A 19,537-nucleotide genomic window follows, 5' to 3' on the forward strand; every position below is an offset into this window, starting at 1 on the left:
AATTTTGCGAGCTTCCTTCTAAACAAGTGTGATTACTAAACTGGCATTTGATTTTGCTAGTCGATAATTAATGCCTGATACAAATTGTTGACTTATTTCACCATCAGCCAGGCTTTCCTGATGACGCAACGTCACGTTAATGTTGTTGCGCCAATTTTGCGCAATCGTTTGCAACGGCAAATCAATACTGTCACCGAACCATTGCAGATTCAAAATTAAATTGTTGCTGGGTACAAATTCAAAATCGATCTCATTTGTTTTACTCATCGCACTAACATAATAAGTTGTCACAACCTCACCATTGGTTGAGTGATACACCCGTTTTTCAACATCAAGTATCTGTAAATCATTAGGAATGTCGCCGACAACTGGTGCCAGTATTTTCTTTAAATCAACCCCGCCTGCTTCGTCGACGTCACTTTTAAATTTAATCGGATTGGCGTATTCAGTCACAGCGGTCAAGGCCTCAGCGTTGCTTAGTGGCATTTGCTGCTTATTGGGCAAACTATATGCCGTCTGATGTGGTGCCTGCTGACTATAATGATTATCTTGCCAGTGCACAAATAGTTGGAGCATGCCAATTACTAGGAAGAAAAAGAGAATCGCCAAGCCGAGCACAAGCCAATTTTGCTTTTGTTTCATCGTTCAATATCTTGCGCCGGCACCTGAATGCTGACGGTCACTCCTTCCCCAGAATTATTCTTTAAGGCTACACGCCACCCTAAAGCTGTACTGATTCTTTTGACAATCGACAACCCTAAGCCAAGATGGTCATCTTCACCAAGCTCACTATCTGTCACGAACGGTTCAAACACATCATCAACGGCTTGTTCATCTAATCCATGACCATTGTCAGTTATCGTAATTGTCAGTCCCGTTTCATCCAAGTCTTCTGCCACCGTAATTCGACCACCTTGTTGCGGTAATGCTTTGACGACATTATCCAACAGATTGACCAGCATTTCTGAAACCAAGCCCATATCTGTATGCAAACGATAGTCGGCCTGATGTGCATACTCAAATTGGAACCCGTGAGCTGTTTGTTGTCGAATGCCAAGTGCAATATCTGTCACCTTTTCGTGCAACATCTGACTACTTATAGTTTCACGCTGCAAGGTCACGTGATCATATTGAATCAACTGACTGATACGGCTACCAAGCTGCTTTAATCGCGTACTTTCATCCACAATATAACGCACCGCCTCTTGCTTCACCTCTTCAGTGACATTCGATTCAGCGATAAGCTCGGCATACCCCAAAATAATCGTCAGCGGCGTATTAATTTCGTGAGTCAAATGACTCGCAAACTCTTTTTGAAACGCCGCATTTTCACGTTCAGATGCCACCATTGCCTGAATTTGATGTGCCATCTGATTAAAATCATTTACCAATTCTGTCAATTCATCATGACGCATCGGCTTCAAGGGCTGATATCCCATCGGATCTGTCTGAAACGACTGACTGGCCTGACGCAATTGATGGACTGGCACCAAGATTTGCTTCGTTAAGATATAAATAATTGCCGTCGATACTAAGAACAACACCAACAAGTTAACCTGCACATCACGAAGCAATCGCTTTTGCGCTACATAGACCGAATTCAAATCCGTAAACGTGCTAATGTAATACGTCTTACGCAACAGTTGCACCTTGATTGTCGCCACGACATACTTTTGATTACCATCTAACAAATATTGAATCTGTTGTTTATCACTATCTAGCAAATTCAAACGGTCAGCTTGCTTAACTGCCATGTCCTCGTGGTAAATCAGCTTTTGCTTCGCATCCCAAATCAACACATTATCTTGCGTTGTGCCGACGAACTTAATGACTTGCCCTTCTTTAATACCTTTATCTTGTTGATAGTCCAGCTGTTGCACTTGTCGCGCCGTCTGCTTATTAAGAACCGCAGCACTTGATTCCTTTTCCTGCAGACCACTTTCAAAACTGCGATGCAATACCAACACACTATTGATCGATAGTGACGCCACCAAAATGACAATGAAAGCAATGAACAATTTAATCGAAATTTTCATAGCGTCTCCATTCGATAGCCAACGCGGAACACCGTCGTAATCCGGTCAGCTAGGCCCAGCTTTTTACGTAGTCGTTGCACATGCAAATCGACAGTTCGGGTATCCACCATGTCATCCGCAAAATCCCAGATGTTTTCATAAAGTGTTTCACGCGCTAAAGTGACCCCTTGGTTGCGCACGAAATAAACCAACAGTTCAAATTCCTTATTCGTTAAATCCACCAACTCACCATCCCGACGAACCGTTTGTTGGGTGACATCAATTACCAAATTATCATACTTAATGATTTCATCGGCATGGCCATACACGCGACGCATGACCGCTTCAACCCGACTCTTCAGTACTTCCAGGTGGAATGGCTTTGTGATGTAATCATCCACTCCCAGTTGCAGACCCTGCACAACATCCGCTACCTCAGTTTTAGCTGTCAAAAAGATGACTGGTATTTCCTTATCTGTGATATACGGCAAAACGTCATAACCACTCATCTTAGGCAACGTGATATCCAATAACACTAGATCAATCTTTGTCGATTGCAGGCTTACAACGGCATCTTCACCAGTGAACGCTTGTACGATATCATACGTATTCATCAAACTCATTTTGACAAGCTGGTTAATTCGCACACTGTCGTCGACTATTAGAATTGTTCGCTTCATGACAACTGCCTTCCTTCACTAATTCGTAATGACAGTCTATCATACCTCACGTTTGTATCTCAGTTGTATCTCACGCAAAGAAAAAGCGCTCGATTTCTCGAACGCTCGTTGTCTCTTTTAGAAGAACAATCCAATTGTGTAGTGAATAGCGATCGTTAGTAAGCCGATGACCACATTACGCTTAACTGCTCGGCTAGCAAAGCCCTTCCCAATCAACGCACTCAAGTAACCTGTGAGTGCCACCGCTACTGTCGTCGCTAGAATAGTTGCCCAGAATTGCCAACGAATTGGGGCAAAATACAATGCTAGCAATGGGAACGCCCCACCAATCGCCGCACAGAATAATGATGAAAACGCGGCTGCCCAAGGACTGACATAGTGACCCAATTGCACATTATATTTCGTTGATAGAATCGTTTCCAAAGGCGACTTAGCCATCAATTCAGTAGCGATTTCTCCAGCCGTCGCTTCAGAAACCCCACGGTCTAGATAGAATTGACGAATGTCTGTCGCCACACCATCTGGATCAACACGCAAACGTTGTGTCTCAAGGTCAACGACGACCTTTTCCGCGTCCGCTTGTGAGCTAACTGATGCATACTCACCAGATGCCATCGACAAGGCACAGGCCAACAAGTCAGCCAAACCAGCAATCAAAATCGTGAACTGATTGGTCGTGGCAGCGCCAACCGAAAATAGAACACCAACAACTGTTAGAATTCCGTCATTTGAACCGAGCACACCGGCACGAATGGCGTTCAAACGCTCTTCCATCGTTTGATGTGTCTTAACTTTTTTCATAGTTGCACGCTCCTCCTATCGACCAATCAACGTTCCAATGTAGAACGTCACAATCATTGTGAACACACCAGCGACGACATTGCGTAGCGTCGCTTTCTTCTCATTTGCCCCCGACAAGTGGGCCGCTGAATAACCCGTAATCGCCAATGCAATCAAAACGGCCACTCCAGTTGCAGCAACACGAATACGTGGTGGTAATAAGGTGATAGCCAGCATTGGCAATAATGAGCCCAGTGGAAATGACACCATCGAAGCAATCGCTGCTCCGACAGCTGACATCTCGTGGTGCAACGTAAAGCCATAACGCTCACGAACCGTCGTTCCAAGCGGATCCTTCGCCATCATTTCTTGTGTCGCCTTGTTTGCTAGGCGTTCAGAAATACCTTGCGCCTCATACTTCTTTTGTACGAACGCAAACTCGTCATCATAACGGTTATTCAATGCATCATTCTGCACCGCTTCCGCCTTAATTTGTGCGTCATTTTGCGAGTGTACCGAAACATATTCTCCCATCGCCATTGAAACCGTACCGGCTAGCGCTCCAGCGAAACCGGCAATAAAAATAGCGAATGAATTCGTCGTTGCACCGGCCACACCAATAACAATCCCGGAAACCGACAAAATCCCATCATTCGCACCCATCACGGACGCACGAATCAAATTATTTCGTTGTGCTAATGTTTGTTTATCCTTTGCCATCTTATTCACTTTCTACTTTTTAAAACTAAAAAGCGCCTTTGATTATGTATCACACACAACCAAAAGCGCTTAACCTTGCCTAACGACGGGCAATCAATGATGAAATCTTAGCGTGTCGCGCAATGTACACTGCTTGTGATCCCAATGATGGCCACATACCTTGCTTTGAGTGCGCGCCGACAATCAGTAGGTCAGCCTTAATTTCAGGTGCCAACTCCATTGCGAGTACTTCACCAGCTTTAGCACCATCGGCCAAAACCGTCTCGACATCAGTCACACCTTGGGCAACAGCGTATGCCTTATACGTTTGCAAGTTTTTTTCTAAATCTTCACGACGCTTATTCACAGCTGACAAGCTCAAGACATCTGTTGTTGAAAGATCCCCAAGTTCCAACACAGTTGCAATCGTCAACTTCGCTTGATCTTCTAGCGCCTGGTGGACAGCACTTGCTAATGCAACTTGTCCTTGTTCTGATTCATCAACCCCAACCAAAACGTGTTGGTAGGCTGTTTGAATATCTGATAGTTCCAAAGCCATTTCATTATCCCCCGAAAATTAAAGTAACTTGCCCACAATTTGAATTACCAATTGAATGTTCAAACCAGTCAACAACAAGAAGACCAACCAGGCAACAATCGTCATCCACTTTGAAATGATGAACTCTTCACCCATAATCTTCTTTGAACTCGTCATCCAAATGAGCGGTGCCATTGCAAATGGCAAAGCAACTGACAAGAAGACTTGTGAGTACACAAGCAATTGATCAAGCTTATCTTCAGCACCACCGTAAATCAATGTAAAGGCGACAACTGGAATCAACGCCAATCCACGCGTAATCACACGACGTAGCCACATTGGCACGCGCAAGTGCAAGAATCCAGCCATGATAATTTCACCGGTTAACGTACCCGTAATGGTAGAGTTTTGACCTGAAGCCAACAACGCAACGGCAAACAACGTTGAAAGAACTGGCGATGCAATCGCCCCCGCAATCGTCTTGTCACCCAAAGCGTTATACATTTGTCCGAATGTTCCAACTGAATCTGCGTGGCCAAAGAACATCGCAGCCCCCAAAATCAACAACATTGAGTTAATAACAAAAGCCATTGAAAGTTGGATGTTTGAATCCCAAGCCATAAAGCGAACAGATTCCTTCAATTCTTCCTTGTTCTCGCGGTTAACCTTACGCGTTTGGGCGATAGATGAGTGCAAATACAAGTTGTGCGGCATAACCGTCGCACCAATAATACCCAGCGTCATAACCAGTGGTGAATCCGCCCCTGCCACACCGTGTGTGTTAACAACTTGAATCTTTGGCAAGTAACCACCAAACATCGCTGCAATATCAGGACGAGATAGGACAACAAGATACAAGAATACAAACAAGATTGTCATAATCAACGTAATAACAATCGCTTCAATCTTTCGGAACCCAAAACGCATCAACAACAATAGCAACAAAACATCAAATGCCGTTGTTAAGACAGATACAATCATTGACCAACCGAACAACAAATGGAGCGCGATGGCGCCACCGATTACTTCGGCGATATCAGTGGCCATCAATGCCAACTCCGTAATGATCCATAGCGCAATACCGCCACCCTTGCTGGTGCGGTTTCGTGTTACTTGCGCCAAGTCTTCACCAGTGACCATTCCCATCTTTCCAGCCATATACTGAAGCATCATGGCAATCAATGATGAAATCAACACAATTGACAGTAGCAAGTAGTGATATGTTGCACCACCTGTTACTGACGTTACCCAATTACCGGGATCCATGTAACCAACCGCCACCAAGGCACCTGGTCCTGAAAACGCCCAGAGCTTACGCAAAAAAGAACCGTTCTTTGGCGGCACAATTGACCCGTTAACTTCTGCCAAGCTGGCATCGTCTGCGGCGTTTTGAATCAACCCGTTCTTACCGTTTGTCACACTTTCCATGACAAAACCTCCAAATTATAAACTTGGATTGCGGTCTCAGTACTATTCAGTTTTACGCTTATCGCTAAATATTTAGTGGTATTCGTATGCTAAATGCTAAATAAAAGTCATAAAGAATTTCGTCCAACTTGGCTGTTGAAAGCTTATGACAATAATTTAACCGAGCCACTACAACCCATCTCCTACAATTTAGCATTGTTTTCAAGTAATAAGAAAAACCTCCTCTAAAAAAGACAAGGAATCATAATGAGTAAACAAATAAATACCATTATCAAAAGTAAGCCTATTTTTACGGAAGCCTCGGCGCTAAAAATGACAATACGTACCGCTGTGAGAATGCAAATCGCTTGCATTCTCACAGCAGAGAGCGTTTACTAATATCATATTAGTAAAAATACGTTGAAATACGATTCAGAATTTATTTCATGTAATTCAACAGAAAAAGGAGAACCACCAATTTGACGGACAATAACCAATTACCCCAACCAGACAATGCCCTTCTACAAGCAATTCAAATGGCGTTCGAAATTCCTGGCGTTAAGGTCGACAGGAAAACATTCCTAATAGCAAAATTTAACATGACTACTGATCAAGTAAACAATGGTGGACCTCAAGATTATTTTCAAAAGGAAAAAATAGACAAGATCGCTGAAAACAGTATCAATTTCAATGTATTTTCATCTACTGCCCTCTCAACCGCTGCGGATTACCTGGAGGATTTGCCATGGCTGCAACAATTCCAGCCTATATCGCTCAGAATATGGGATTTAGTTTAAGGTTGGCCCAAGAATTGGCATATATTTATGGATACAAGGACATCTTTAACAGTAACGGCGATTTAACTGAAGAAGGACAAACACAACTAATTTTATCTTTGGGAATCATGTTTGGGGTTCAAGGCGCTGGCGCTGTCTTGCGAGTAATGGCTCAAAATGCCGCTAAGTATGTTTCAAAAAAGATACTAACCTCTGCCCTCACCAAAACGTGGTGGTATCCATTGCTGAAAGAAATCTCAAAAGTCGTTGCAACGAAAACTTTAACTAAGAAAGGTTTAGCAGGTATCGCCGAAAAAGCAGTTCCATTAGTAGGTGGTTTAGTGAGCGGTTTGGTAACATTCGCTTCTATGGCTCCAGCCGCCGAACAATTAAAAACCGAGCTTGCCAAAGGACTACATTATACACAGGATATTTTTGACGCTGACTTTAAAGAAATATCAAAAATGACCGATCAAACTGATACACCTTCAGAAACAGACCTGGACAACGATGAATCAGCAGATTAATAGTTTTCCATATATGTAGTTACACCATTAACAATCAAGTACAGAAAATAATTCCCGTACGCAAAACTAGAGAACAAAGAAACCTTATCTCCATTTGATAAGGTTTTTTCATATAAAAATGCAAAAGAAAAGACGTTCGATTTCTCGAACGTCTTACTTGTAACCCGAAGGTCTTTAGATTATGCCGTCGGTGGGGGTCGAACCCACACTCCCTTGCGGGAACTGGATTTTGAGTCCAGCGCGTCTGCCTATTCCGCCACAACGGCATGATTATTATTAGATAAGACCTGAGGCCTGCTTGGAAACCCGGAGATTTCCGATGCCGTCGGTGGGGGTCGAACCCACACTCCCTTGCGGGAACTGGATTTTGAGTCCAGCGCGTCTGCCTATTCCGCCACAACGGCATATCTAATATTAATCGGATGATAGAAAGTTCAAAACTTTCAAGGGCGGTAGATGGGAATCGAACCCACGCATGTCGGTACCACAAACCGATGTGTTAACCACTTCACCACTACCGCCATTATCTATCAAGCAGGGGTAGAGGGAATCGAACCCCCACCAACGGTTTTGGAGACCGTCGTTCTACCGTTAAACTATACCCCTATAATGGAATGTATTATTAAATTCCAATGGCGCGGGAGGGAATCGAACCCCCGACACTACGAGCTTCAATCGTATGCTCTACCAACTGAGCTACCGAGCCATTTAAACGGTCACAACGGGATTCGAACCCGTGATCTTTCGCGTGACAGGCGAACGTCCTAACCAACTAGACCATGCGACCAATGGACGTTACAGGGATCGAACCTGTGACCCCCTGCTTGTAAGGCAGGTGCTCTCCCAGCTGAGCTAAACGTCCATTATGTTTTGTGCTTTGCGATGTCCCTCGCTCAACAACAAAAATTATTATACATACCTTCTGAACACTTTGCAACCCCTTTTTTAAAATAAAAAGCACACAATGCATTTTCATTGTGTGCTTTTCGTATGAAACGTTGATATATCAACGTTTATTATTGTTCATCTTCCTTCTTTTTTGTTGGCAAGAAGAACCATCCAAGGAACATACTGAACAACAAAACAGTTGCAAGTGTAAATGGTTGAAAGTTCCAATCACCACTAAATCGACCAGCTAGATAGTCTGGACGATCCCAGAATCCACTACGAGCATCATTAGTCTTCGTTTCATCATCCGACTTAATAATGCGGTCTTGGATGCGAGCACCACGGGTTGCCTTACCTTCAGCCAACAAACGTTGACCAACATAAGCTGCAACACCTTGGACTGGTGCTTGCGTTGGCAATTGCTCACCAACTTGAGTTGCCACCGCTTCAGTCGCTTGTGCAATACCTGATACTTGGGTTGGCAATACAACCGTCTCAGTAACCGTGTATGGCAACATCGCTGTTTGTGGTACTGATTGACCACTACCCAGCGCTTGAACGATTGTCGCCGTCGTTGAAAGACCATTAGCAATATCCTGTGCTTCACGCAAAAGTTGTTCTGCACGTTGCGTTGCTTGGTTACCAACAACTTGGTCAACACCAATTTGGTTCGTTGCTGCGTCGATTTGAGCTGGCGTTTCCGCTGTCTCAATTGCTACCAACTGAGCACGAGCATCTTCAAGGGCTGATTGCACCTTGTTCAATTGATCCTTGGCTTCAGCCAACTTGTCAGCAAGTTCTTGATTACCAGGATGGTTGTTAACCAAATCTTGCAATTGATCCACAATATCTTGAACACGAGAAGCATCATCACGCAACTCGTTAATCTTGTCGCGAACAGCATCTTCTGCTTCTGACTTGGCATCTGCCATATCATCAGCAACCGCCTTCTTAGCGTCAGCGACATCCTTATCTGCCGCCTTAACCGCATCGGTTGCCTTTTCACCAGCTTCTTGGGCGACATCATTGATTGCCTTAGCATCATCAGCTGTCTTAGCTTGGTTAACATCGATTAATTGATCAACAATCGTGTCCTTGGCATCCTTTGCGTCAGCCAATTGTTGCTTGGCATCATCCAACGCCTGTTGAACCTCAGGTGTATTTGGATGATCCTTCGCCAATTGCGTCAACTCATCAATATCCTTCTGAATTTGCTTGATTTCATCATCAACACGGTCCAATTGTTGTTGGATCGCATCCTTGGCCGCTTCCTTAGCATCAGCCAGATCATCTACTGCCGTCGTCTTAGCATTCGCCAAGTCTTGGTCAGCTTGCTTACGATCAACATCAGCAGCCGTTGTCTTATCAGCAATGTCATCAGACAAATCAGAAACTTCAGCCAAAGTTGTGGCTTGAGCCAGAGCGTCCTTGTCAGCTTGCGCATCCTTATAACGCCCCTGCGCCTCAGTCAATTGCTTATTGGCATCAGCCAACAAATCGGCAATCAATGTATCATCTGGATTCTTCGCTGCAATATCCGTCAATGTTGCGACATCATCATTGATGTTTGCCAATGAGTCTTCGATAGTAGCAATGTTATCCGCAATCGACTTGTCAGCTGCATCCTTAGCTGCCGCCAAGTTTTCGTCACTCTTCGTTTGCGCGTCCTTAACGTCCTGGTCAGCCGTCGTCTTGGCTGTGTCGGCCGTCGCTTCAGCTGTTTCAGCCGTTGACTGCGCTGTTGCCACATCGGCTGGAATCTTGGCATCGTTAACGGCTGCCAATTGGTCTTGCGCATCTGACAAAGCATCTTCAGCCGTCGTCAATTGGTTTTGTGCATCCGCCAACTTATCCGCAATTTCAGTGTCATCCGGGTTCTTCGCTACCAAATCCTTCAAGTCCGCAATGTCCTTATTGATGGCCACGATGTCATCCGTGATGTTGTCGATTGACGTATTGATGGCCGGTCTTAGCTGCCGCTTGGTCAGCTGCCAAATCCTTGGCGGCTTGTACTTGGGCATCCGTCAAATCGTTATCCGCCGTCTTTTGCGCCGTTGCTGCGTTTGAAACTGCCTTATCAGCAATTGCCTCTTGGGCAGCAACATCAGCCAACGTTGTTTGACTGTCGATAGCATCCTTTGCGTCTTGTGCTGCTGTTTGGGCGGCTTGGGCATCCGTCAAACGCTCTTGTGCGTCTGCCAAGTCTTGGGCAATTTGATCATTCGTTGGATTATCCTTGGCAATTTTCTCCAAATCAGCGATATCTTGCTCAATTTGCAAAATATTGTCACCAATCGTTACCAATTGTTCCGTGATTTGGTCCGTGGCTGCTTCCTTAGCTGCTGCCAAGTTCTCAGCACTCTTCGTTTGTGCGTCCGTCAAATCTTGATCCACATTTGTTTGTGCCGTCGTACCAGCCGCCTTATCGGTTGCCGCTTGATCAACCAAGTCTTGCACATCGGCCATTGTTGTTTGGTTAGCAACATCAGCCAATTGCGTCTCCGCGTCAGCCTTAGCCGCTTGGGCATCCGTCAATTATTCCTTCGCATCAGCCAACTTTTGCGCAATTTCACTATCATCAGGATTCTTAGCCGCGATATCCGTCAATTGCGTGATGTCATCCGTAATCTTTGTGATGTTATCCGTAATTGACGCAATGTCTTGGTTAATCGTATCTGTCGCTGTCTCCTTAGCGTTGGCTAGGTTTTCAGCATGCTTGTCTTGGGCATCGACCAACGCAGCAGCGGCATCCTTTTGGGCCGTGTCAGCAGTTGTACCAGCTGTCGTTACCTTTTCTTCAGCTGCCGCCACTTCTGCAGGTGTCGTTGCATCAGCAATCTCCTGCAATTGATCTTGCGCCGTCGTCAACGCTGTCTTAGCATCCGTCAAATCTTGTTGTGCCTTAGCCAAATCAGCCGCAATTTGCGTATCGTCAGGATTCTTAGCCACCAAATCCTTCAAGTCAGCGATATCATCATTAATGGCATTGATATCATCTTGAATGCCTGAAATCGTTTGGTTAACAGCCGTCTTTGCAGCTGTTTGGTCAGTTAGCAAATCTTCTGCTGCGGCATCCTGTGCTTGCTTCAAATCAGTATCCGCTTGCGTATTCGCACCATCGGCACTCTTAGCAGCGTCAGTGGCGGCATCAACTTGGTCTTGGACCTCGGCCAACGTTGTTTGATCATCAAGCGCATCCATTGCTGCTTGGGCATCCGCCTTATCTTGCTCAGCCTGGGCAAATTGGTCCTTGGCATCAGCAAGCTTGTCGGCAATTTCCGTGTTAGTTGGATTATCCGTCGCAATTTGCGTCAACTCGTCAATGTCCTTATTGATGGCTGCAATGTTGTCATCAATCGCCGTCAATTGGTCATCGATTGTCACCTCAGCTTGTGCCTTGGCATCCGCCAAATTATCAGCACTTTGCTTTTGGGCATCTTCAACGTCAGTTTGCGCTTGGTTTTCATTCTCTTGAACTTCGGAAACTTGATCAGCTGCGTCAGCCACTACATCGGCAACATCAGCCAACGTCGTTTGATCCTTAACCTTATCCAAATCAGACTGTGCTTGCGTCTTGGCCGCTTCGGCTTCATCCAATTGCGTTTGCGCGTCATCCAACAATCCCGCAATCTTCTCATCATCTGGATTCTTATCAGCCAAATCTTGCAACGTCGCAATATCATCGGTGATGTTCTTGATGTTGTCATCAATCGTCGCGATGTTATCCGTAATCGTCGTCTCAGCCTGTGTCTTTGCGTCCGCCAAGTTTTGGTCAGACTTTGTTTGAGCGTCCGTCACATCTTGTGCTGATGCTTCAGCTGCCTGAGTTGCCGTGTCACCATCAGCTGTTGCTTGATCACGAGCAGCTTCGACTTCAGCTGGCGTCGTTGCATTTTCGATAACCGACTTTTGACTCGTCGCATCAGTCAATGCATCTTGCGCCGTCTGCAATTGTTCCTTCGCATCAGCCAACTTATCCGCAATCTCAGTATCATCCGGATTCTTAGCGGCAATATCCGTCAATTCGGCAATGTCATCATTGATATCAGCAATTTGATCCTTGATATTGTCGATTGTGTTATCAACTGCCGTTTGCGCAGCTGCTTGGTCTTCAGCCAAATCACCACTGGCTTGAGCCTTGGCGTCCGCCAAATCTTGATCAGCCGCCTTACCAGCCGTATCAGCATCACTAACGGCGTCTGTTGCAACTTGCTCTTGCTCAGCAACGTCAGCCAATGTCGTTTGTGAGTCAATGGCATCCAATGCCTTTTGGGCGTCGTCCTTAGCTGTTTCAGCGGTCGTCAATTGCTCCTTGGCATCAGCCAACTTATCCGCAATCACCGTGTTATCAGGATTATCCGTCGCAATTTTCTCCAACGCTGCGATATCGTCGTTAATCTTAGCGATATCATCATCGATGCTTGTGATTTGGTCAGTAATCGCTGCCGTCGAATCCTCCTTGGCATCGGCCAAGTTGCTATCTGATTGCGTTTGCGCATCCGTCAAATCACCTTGGGCATTTGTCAAAGCATCCGCTGCGGCCTTTTCATCAGCCGTACCAGCGTCAACTTGATCCTGCACATCAGCCAATGTCTTGGCGTCATCAACCGTATCCAATTGGTTTTGAGCATCCGTCAAAGCGTCCTGAGCATCCGTCAACTGTTGTTGCGCATCTGCTAGCTTATCAGCAATGTCTTGGTCATCAGGATTGTTATCGGCAACTTGTTGCAATTGGTCAACGATATCCGTAATCGACTTAACATCATCGGTGATTGCATCGACGTTATCTTGCAATGACTCCTTGGCGGCCGTCTTCGCATCGGCCAAGTTGCTATCTGATTGCGTTTGTGCATCTGTCACATCCTTGTCAGCCGCTGCTTGGGCAGTATCACCCGCTGTCGCTGCTTCAGTCGCCTTATCTTGCGCAGCCGTCACTTCAGCCGGCGTATCAGCATTTTCAATGGCTGCCTTTTGATCAGTTGCCGTCGACAAAGCATCTTGCGCATCAGCCAATTGTTGCTTTGCATCCGCCAACTTGTCGGCAATCGTTGTGTCGTCAGGATTATTGGCTGCAATATCCGTCAATTCGGCAATATCATCATTAATTTGATCAATGTTGTCGTTAATGTCGCTAATCGCTTGATCAACTGCGGTTTGTGCAGCCGCTTGGTCAGTTGCCAAATCAGAAGCTGCCAAGTCCTTCGCATCGGCCAAATCCTGGTCAGCTTGGTCCTTGTTACCAGTCGTTGAGGTTACGGCATTCGTCGCAATTTGCTCTTGTGCATCAACATCAGCTGGCGTTGCAGCACTATCAACAGCCGTCAACGCATCTTGGGCGGCCTTTTGAGCCGTCTCAGCTTCAGTCAATTGTTGTTGCGCATCCGCCAACTTGTCCTGAATCGTCGTGTTATCAGGGTTATCTGCTGCAATTTGCGTCAATTCAGCAATATCGCTGTTAATACCATCGATATTCTTTTGGATTGTCTCCAAATCAGCATTAATCGCGTTCTTGGCGTTTGTTTGCGCATCAGTCAAGTTTGCCACTGCTTGTTCGTCAGCTGTCTTTTGATCAGCTTGCGCATTCTCCAAATCTTGTGCTGCCTTATCAGCGTCTGTTTGACCCGCATCAACTGCTGTCTGGACATCAGCCAGCGTCGTTGCGTTATCAGCATTATCCTTTTGCGTTTCAGCATCGGCCAATTGTGTCTTGGCATCCGTCAATTGTTGCTTTGCATCAGCCAACGCATCAGCAATCACTGTATCGCCAGGATTGTCGTTTGCCGTTTGCTGCAAGTCATCAACAATCGTTTGGATATCGTCAATGTTCGACGTGATATCTGCAATGTTTTGATCCAGTGCCGTCTCAGCCGTTGCTAATTGGTCCTTGGCATCGGCCAACTTATCAGCGATGTCTTGGTCATCTGGGTTCTTAGATGCGATATCTTCCAATGCCTTAATGTCATCTTGAATATCACCAATTTGGTCTTCAATTGTTGAAATCGTTGAATCAACCGTCTTTTGCGCAGCCGCTTGGTCAGCAGCCAAGTCAGAGGCTGCTGCCGTTTGAGCATCGGCCAAATCATCCGCCGCTGTCTTTGCATCTGTATCAGAAGTGCTCTTGGCAGCATCGGCAGCATCAGTTTGCGTTTGCACATCAGCAATTGTCGTTTGATCAGCAATCGCATCCTTGGCAGCTTCAGCAGCTTCCTTTTGCGCTTGGGCATCGGCCAACTGCGCTTCAGCATCCTTCAACTTGTCAGCAATTGTTGTATTGTCTGGGTTATCAGTCGCGATTTGCTTCAAGTCATCAACATTGCTTTGAATGCTATCGATATTATCTTGAATGTCCGCAATGTCTGCATCGATTGCTGTCTCGGCAGCTGTCTTAGCATCTGCCGAGTTATCCGCCGACTTATCAGTTGCCGTGTCCAATTGTGTTTGCGCATCCGTCACAGCCTTATCAGCTGCGGCTTGATCAGCTTGGGAGGCATCAGTAATCGTCGTCACATCTGCCAACGTCTTCGCATCATCAACTGCCGCCAATTGGTCTTGTGCATCTGCCAAAGCATTGTCAGCAATCGTCTTTTGATCTTCAGCATTTGCCAAAGCATCAGCAATCGCCGTATCACCAGGATTCTTATCAACCAAATCTTGTAGTGATTCGATTGTATCTGCAATCGCTGCTTGGTCCTTTTCGATTTGATCAATATTTGCTTGAATGTCCGTCTTGGCTTCAGCTTGCGCATTGGTCAAGTTATCCTCAGATTGAGATTGTGCAGCCGTCACATCCGTACTTACAGCATCAGCCGCTGCCTGGGCGACATCCTCATCCTTTTGACCTTGCGTTGTCAAAGCATCAACACCCGCTACGGTCGTTGCAGAATCTACAGCCTTCAATTGTGCCTCGGCATCCGTCAAAGCGTTATTAGCAATCGTTTGTTGTGCCTGAGCATCAGCCAACTTATCCGCAATCTCTTGATCATCAGGATTGTTGTCCGCCAGCGTTTGCAGCATTGCGACGTCTGATGCGATTTGTGCCACGTCTTCGTTGATAGCGTTGATGTTGTCTTGGATGGCATCCTTGGCAGCTTCTTGAGCGGCCTTCAAGTTGGCATCGCTCTTAGCTTGGGCAGTCGTCACGTCTTGTGCTGACTGCGTGCCAGCCGCTTCAGCATCGGTTTGATCACCGGCTGCAACTGCCGTAACTGCCGTAACAGCAGCTGGCGTCGTTGTATCAGCAATCGCTTCCTTTTGCGCTTGTGCGTCTGTCAACGCTGCGTTGGCGTTATCCAATTGCTTCTGCGCATCAGTCAATGCATTTGCAATATCCGTGTCACCAGGGTTGTTATCCGCCAACGTTTGAATCGTGGCGATATCCTGTGTGATTTGGTCAATTTGATCTTGAATAGCTGCGATGTTGCTATCAACCGTGGTTGTTGCTGCCTCTTGGGCAGCCTTCAAATCAGCTGCTGCCAAATCCTTTGCGTCAGCTAGGTCCTTGTCAGCTGCTGTTTGTGCTGTGTCTGCAGTAGTCGTTGCCATTGTCGCAGTGTCTTCCAAAGCCGTTACGGCTGCTACTGTGGTTGCCGCATCAATGGCCGCTTGCGCATCCTTGATAGCTGTTTGTTGCGTTGTTGCTGTTGTCAATTGATTCTTGGCATCAGCCAACTTCGCTTGGATTTCATCATTATCTGGATTATCAGCTGCAATCTGCGTCAAAGCAGTGATATCGTCATTGATTTGCGCAATGTTATCCGTCACTTGCGTCAATTGATCACCAATTGCGGTTTCGGCAGCTGATTTTGCGGCTGCCAAATTAGCGTCAGCCTTCTTTTGCGCATTCTCCAAATCAGTTGTTGATTGTGTCGTTGCATCAGTAATTTCACCTGCAGCGGCCGTCGCAGCATCACGTGCTGCCTGCACCTCTGCTGGCGTTGTTGCATCTTGCGCATCCGTTGCTGCTTGTGCCAACGCTGTCAATTGATTATTTGCTGTCGTTAATTGTGTCTGCGCATCATCTAACGCAGCCTGAATATCCGCATCCCCAGGATTATCATCGAGCAATTGTTGGATGGCATCAATATTTGATTGAATCGTCTTGATGTTAGCATCTGCATCATCAAGTTGTTGTTGAATTGCCGTTGCAGCAGCTGCCTTATCATCCGCAAGCACCTTTTCAGCTTCAGCTCGAGCCGCCGTTACCGCATCATTTGCAACAACCAGCATACCTTGCACATCCTTACCAGCCGCATTAACCGCCGTTTGTTGGGCGATAACCGCTTGCACTGACGTCAAATCCGGCACTTCTTGGGCAGCCGTATCAACCGTCACCTGTGCGGCTTTGGCATCTGCCAACGCCTTTTGTGCATCGGCCAACGCTGTCGCAATTGTTGTATTACCTGAGTAATCCTTAGCTAATTGCTCCAATGCGGCCACGTCGTCAGCCATCGTGTTCGTGGCCGTCGTATTGTCACTCGTAACCGCAGTCGCAGCAGACGTTGCAGCTTCCTTAGCCAAGGCCAAGTTTGACGCCGCACGCGTTTGTGCATTCGCCAAATCAGTATCAGCGATTTGTTGCGCTGATGCCGCAGCTGCACTGTTTTGATCAGTACCAACTACAAGATTGTTGGCATCTGCCATCGACATCGTGCCACTATTCAAACTTTCAAGGGCCGTTTGGGCTTGTGAGAGCACCGTCTGCGCATTCGTCAAACGCGTCTTAGCATCAGCCAACCAGTTGGCGATATCTGTGTCGTTAGGATTGTCCGCCGCGATTGCCTCAAGTTGCGTAATGTCACTCTGAATTTGGGCAATGTTGTTGTTAATCGAGTCAATATTAGCTTGAACGCGCTTCTTTTGCGCATCCAATACTGCAGCATTGTAGGCTGCCAATGCCGTTTGATAATCGGCCAACGTTTGCGCATTATTTACAGCCGTCAATGCATCTTGCACTGATTGATCACTTGCAACAACACCGGCATCTTGTGGCGTGTCTTCATACGCAACTGTGTGCGCAATGTTGTCTGAACCAAAACTACCAGCAGCAATTGATGTCGCCTTGTTACCATCAACGAATGATACCTTGCCGTCTTGCTGCTTGATGCTTTGTTCGGCATAATCCGTGAACGCATTCTGATTAACAACATCCGTTGACCCGTCTGGGTACGTCGTGGTCATGTTAACGGCCTTTTGAGCGTATGCGACCGTGAAACTTGGCACGGCCAATGCACCGGCACTAGTCATGTTGAAGGCACCAACAATCGTGTACGTGCCATCACCGTTGTCCTTGTAGTACATTGACTTCGTTGAATCGGTATCCAACACTGTTCCGTCACTAGCCGTAATCTTAGCCGTAAATCCATCTGGCACCTTAATCGTGTTCGCTGAATAAGCCCCGTCTGTGACACCAGTCAAAGACGTTGCAGAACCACCGATAGCCGTTGAAAGTGCCGTCTTTCCGGCATCATTCAACCCATCTGGTTGTGTATAGCTAATAGTTGCTGTTTGAGCCGCTGGCGTCAATTGGACGCAGACTGTCTTATCAGATGATCCAAATGTTGCTGATGACAGGTCAGCACCGAGCTTGGTCGTGAGCCCCGAATCTGAATAAACGCCCGATACAGCACCGGTATATCCAACCTTCGTTGCGTTTGACAAAGCTGTCGTATAGTCAGCATAATCCGCTGCAGCCGTTGCTTTTTGGCCATCATAATTCGTACCAGCCGTTCCAAGTTCAACAGAAGGCACGGTTGAAATAACCTTACCGTTCTGGTCAACGAAGACCGTCGGCAGCTTGGAATTCTTGGCATATTGCACGTTAATAATGTTGTTAGCATCCGTATCAGAAACCGTCAACGGCTCAGTTGTTGATTTCGATGTACCATACGTAGTTCCAACATACGTGTACCCAGAAATAGTCGGTGCCGTAAATGTGTGGGCCGTGCCAGTTGGGTTCGTTGATGCACCAGAAGTCACCATTGCCAATGTATCGTTGACGTTAGACTTGATTTTAGTACTAGTGGAAAGCGTGTTACCCGACTTGTCTTGGTAATTCACAGTTGTGTCAGCTGTTGGCAACGTTAGGTTAAACGACTTAATCGTGACACCTTTTTGAGAATACTTAGATCCGTCGGCAGCTTTAAATCCTAATGACATCGTAGAATTCACGCCATCAGTAATCGTTATAGTTTTAGTAGCTGAGTACGAACCATCATCGGCTTTAATCGTTAACGTTCCGACACCATTCGAATAGGTATACGTCGCCGTCATAGGTGCTTCTAGGTTAGAATCAGATGCCCCATTCCAGGTTGAACTCGTTGAAGCCGATGAACCGTCAAATCCCATCAACCCGCCAGAACCACCATTTGAAGCTGTGAATGAAGGATAACTATCTGACGATGATACTGCTTGCAACGTCCCTGATGAATTAGTCGTACGGAACCCAGCTACTTGTGTTCCATCCGAGCCACTTAACAGCACACCTCCATCCGTTGGATTAACAATGTTCGATGAATCCCCATCGTTTTTCCAAAAATCAATCCCCCACTCAACGGCATTTGGGATACCCTTAGCACCTGTTTCAGAATCACTTCCAATTCCAAGTTGTCCACCGGCTCCACCGGTAGTTCCTAACGCGCCCGGTGCAATCGGCGCAAGCACCATTCCCAAGAAATCTCCAGCTCCATTGGAAGCACCAAATCCACCACTTCCACCAGTGTTATACTTCGTCAAGTTCAAATTGAACTTCATTGTCCAACCTGCAGTCATATCGAGTTGCTTGTTAAACGCAATAGCACCTTGCTGACTGCCTGATGCTCCAGACGTCAAAGATGTAAAGGTTGCGCTTCCGCTACCAAGCTTTCCGTTAAGAGATCCCGAAGCATTAGTCGCCGAACCTGACAACGTAAAGTTCGACGTCACCTGTTGTTGCGTTGACGTGAACGCGTGGTTTCCCCCATTCGCGTCCGTCACAGCATTAACCGCATCAGCCGAAGCTGAGCGCGTCTCAAATAAGATATCCCCAATATTTGTAATTGGCGACGAACTCTTCTTCACTTTCACTGATGAGCGTGGTTCGTTGTTACCAGTCTCATTTTGAATTTCATCAACAACTTCCGGACCAACAATACTTGCCCCAACTGTCAGTGCAGTCATCCCCGCGATAACCCACGCGGATCTCTTTTTCGGCGTTTCTGACGCCTTTGCAAATTCGTTTTTATTCATTGTT

Annotated in this window: 12 protein-coding genes and 7 tRNA genes; 2 read left to right on the forward strand and 17 right to left on the reverse strand. The window is 46.4% G+C overall.

The window, feature by feature from the left end:
- Positions 1-18 precede the first annotated feature (18 nt).
- The 7 genes from C6P11_RS09955 to C6P11_RS09985 all read right to left on the reverse strand — a co-directional run bounded on the left by C6P11_RS09955 (position 19) and on the right by C6P11_RS09985 (position 6,140).
- Positions 19-642, reverse strand: a complete 624-nt coding sequence (locus C6P11_RS09955; protein WP_135520781.1) for a hypothetical protein — start codon at positions 640-642, stop codon at positions 19-21.
- The gene (locus tag C6P11_RS09960) at positions 639-2,036 is read right to left on the reverse strand and encodes a sensor histidine kinase (RefSeq protein ID WP_135520783.1); all 1,398 of its coding nucleotides are present in this window, start codon (positions 2,034-2,036) and stop codon (positions 639-641) included. The genes C6P11_RS09955 and C6P11_RS09960 overlap by 4 nt, the downstream gene beginning before the upstream one ends.
- Positions 2,033-2,695, reverse strand: coding sequence for a response regulator transcription factor (locus tag C6P11_RS09965; protein WP_135520785.1), 663 nt, complete (start codon positions 2,693-2,695; stop codon positions 2,033-2,035). The genes C6P11_RS09960 and C6P11_RS09965 overlap by 4 nt, the downstream gene beginning before the upstream one ends.
- A gap of 117 nt (positions 2,696-2,812) precedes the next feature.
- Positions 2,813-3,496, reverse strand: a complete 684-nt coding sequence (locus tag C6P11_RS09970; RefSeq protein WP_135520787.1) for a VIT1/CCC1 transporter family protein — start codon at positions 3,494-3,496, stop codon at positions 2,813-2,815.
- 15 nt (positions 3,497-3,511) lie between these two features.
- Positions 3,512-4,195, reverse strand: coding sequence for a VIT1/CCC1 transporter family protein (locus C6P11_RS09975; protein ID WP_135520789.1), 684 nt, complete (start codon positions 4,193-4,195; stop codon positions 3,512-3,514).
- Positions 4,196-4,274: 79 nt separating this feature from the next.
- On the reverse strand, positions 4,275-4,733 hold the full coding sequence (locus C6P11_RS09980) for a universal stress protein (protein WP_135520791.1): 459 nt from the start codon (positions 4,731-4,733) through the stop codon (positions 4,275-4,277).
- Between the two features lie 18 nt (positions 4,734-4,751).
- On the reverse strand, positions 4,752-6,140 hold the full coding sequence (locus tag C6P11_RS09985; protein WP_135520793.1) for an Nramp family divalent metal transporter: 1,389 nt from the start codon (positions 6,138-6,140) through the stop codon (positions 4,752-4,754).
- A 458-nt stretch (positions 6,141-6,598) separates the two neighbouring features.
- On the opposite strand from C6P11_RS09985, the gene C6P11_RS09990 reads away from it, so the two are divergent.
- Positions 6,599-6,916 carry a hypothetical protein gene (locus C6P11_RS09990; protein ID WP_135520795.1) on the forward strand — a complete coding sequence of 106 codons (318 nt, stop codon included), beginning with the start codon at positions 6,599-6,601 and terminating at the stop codon, positions 6,914-6,916.
- A complete protein-coding gene (locus C6P11_RS09995) occupies positions 6,865-7,422 on the forward strand; it encodes a hypothetical protein (protein WP_135520797.1) in 558 nt (185 codons plus the stop codon). Before C6P11_RS09990 ends, C6P11_RS09995 begins: the two co-directional genes overlap by 52 nt.
- A 182-nt stretch (positions 7,423-7,604) precedes the next feature.
- Here C6P11_RS09995 and C6P11_RS10000 read toward each other — a convergent pair.
- The 10 genes from C6P11_RS10000 to C6P11_RS10045 form a co-directional block, all read right to left on the reverse strand.
- Positions 7,605-7,688 (reverse strand) — tRNA-Leu (locus C6P11_RS10000).
- A 54-nt stretch (positions 7,689-7,742) separates the two neighbouring features.
- A tRNA-Leu gene (locus C6P11_RS10005) sits at positions 7,743-7,826 on the reverse strand.
- Positions 7,827-7,870: 44 nt separating this feature from the next.
- Positions 7,871-7,943, reverse strand: a tRNA-His gene (locus C6P11_RS10010).
- Between the two features lie 14 nt (positions 7,944-7,957).
- Positions 7,958-8,028: transfer RNA gene (locus tag C6P11_RS10015), tRNA-Trp, on the reverse strand.
- A 27-nt stretch (positions 8,029-8,055) separates the two neighbouring features.
- Positions 8,056-8,128: transfer RNA gene (locus C6P11_RS10020), tRNA-Phe, on the reverse strand.
- A 7-nt stretch (positions 8,129-8,135) separates the two neighbouring features.
- Positions 8,136-8,209 (reverse strand) — tRNA-Asp (locus C6P11_RS10025).
- Between the two features lie 2 nt (positions 8,210-8,211).
- A tRNA-Val gene (locus tag C6P11_RS10030) sits at positions 8,212-8,284 on the reverse strand.
- A gap of 154 nt (positions 8,285-8,438) precedes the next feature.
- Positions 8,439-10,331: a hypothetical protein gene (locus tag C6P11_RS10035; RefSeq protein ID WP_167849569.1), complete on the reverse strand. Its 1,893-nt coding sequence runs from the start codon at positions 10,329-10,331 to the stop codon at positions 8,439-8,441.
- Entirely contained in the window at positions 10,240-10,845 is a 606-nt protein-coding gene (locus C6P11_RS10040; RefSeq protein WP_135520801.1) for a hypothetical protein, read from the reverse strand. The genes C6P11_RS10035 and C6P11_RS10040 overlap by 92 nt, the downstream gene beginning before the upstream one ends.
- A complete protein-coding gene (locus C6P11_RS10045; RefSeq protein WP_135520803.1) occupies positions 10,846-19,533 on the reverse strand; it encodes a hypothetical protein in 8,688 nt (2,895 codons plus the stop codon).
- Positions 19,534-19,537 lie beyond the last annotated feature (4 nt).

It is taken from the genome of Weissella confusa (assembly GCF_004766315.1).
In the GTDB taxonomy this organism is placed as follows: domain Bacteria; phylum Bacillota; class Bacilli; order Lactobacillales; family Lactobacillaceae; genus Weissella; species Weissella confusa_A.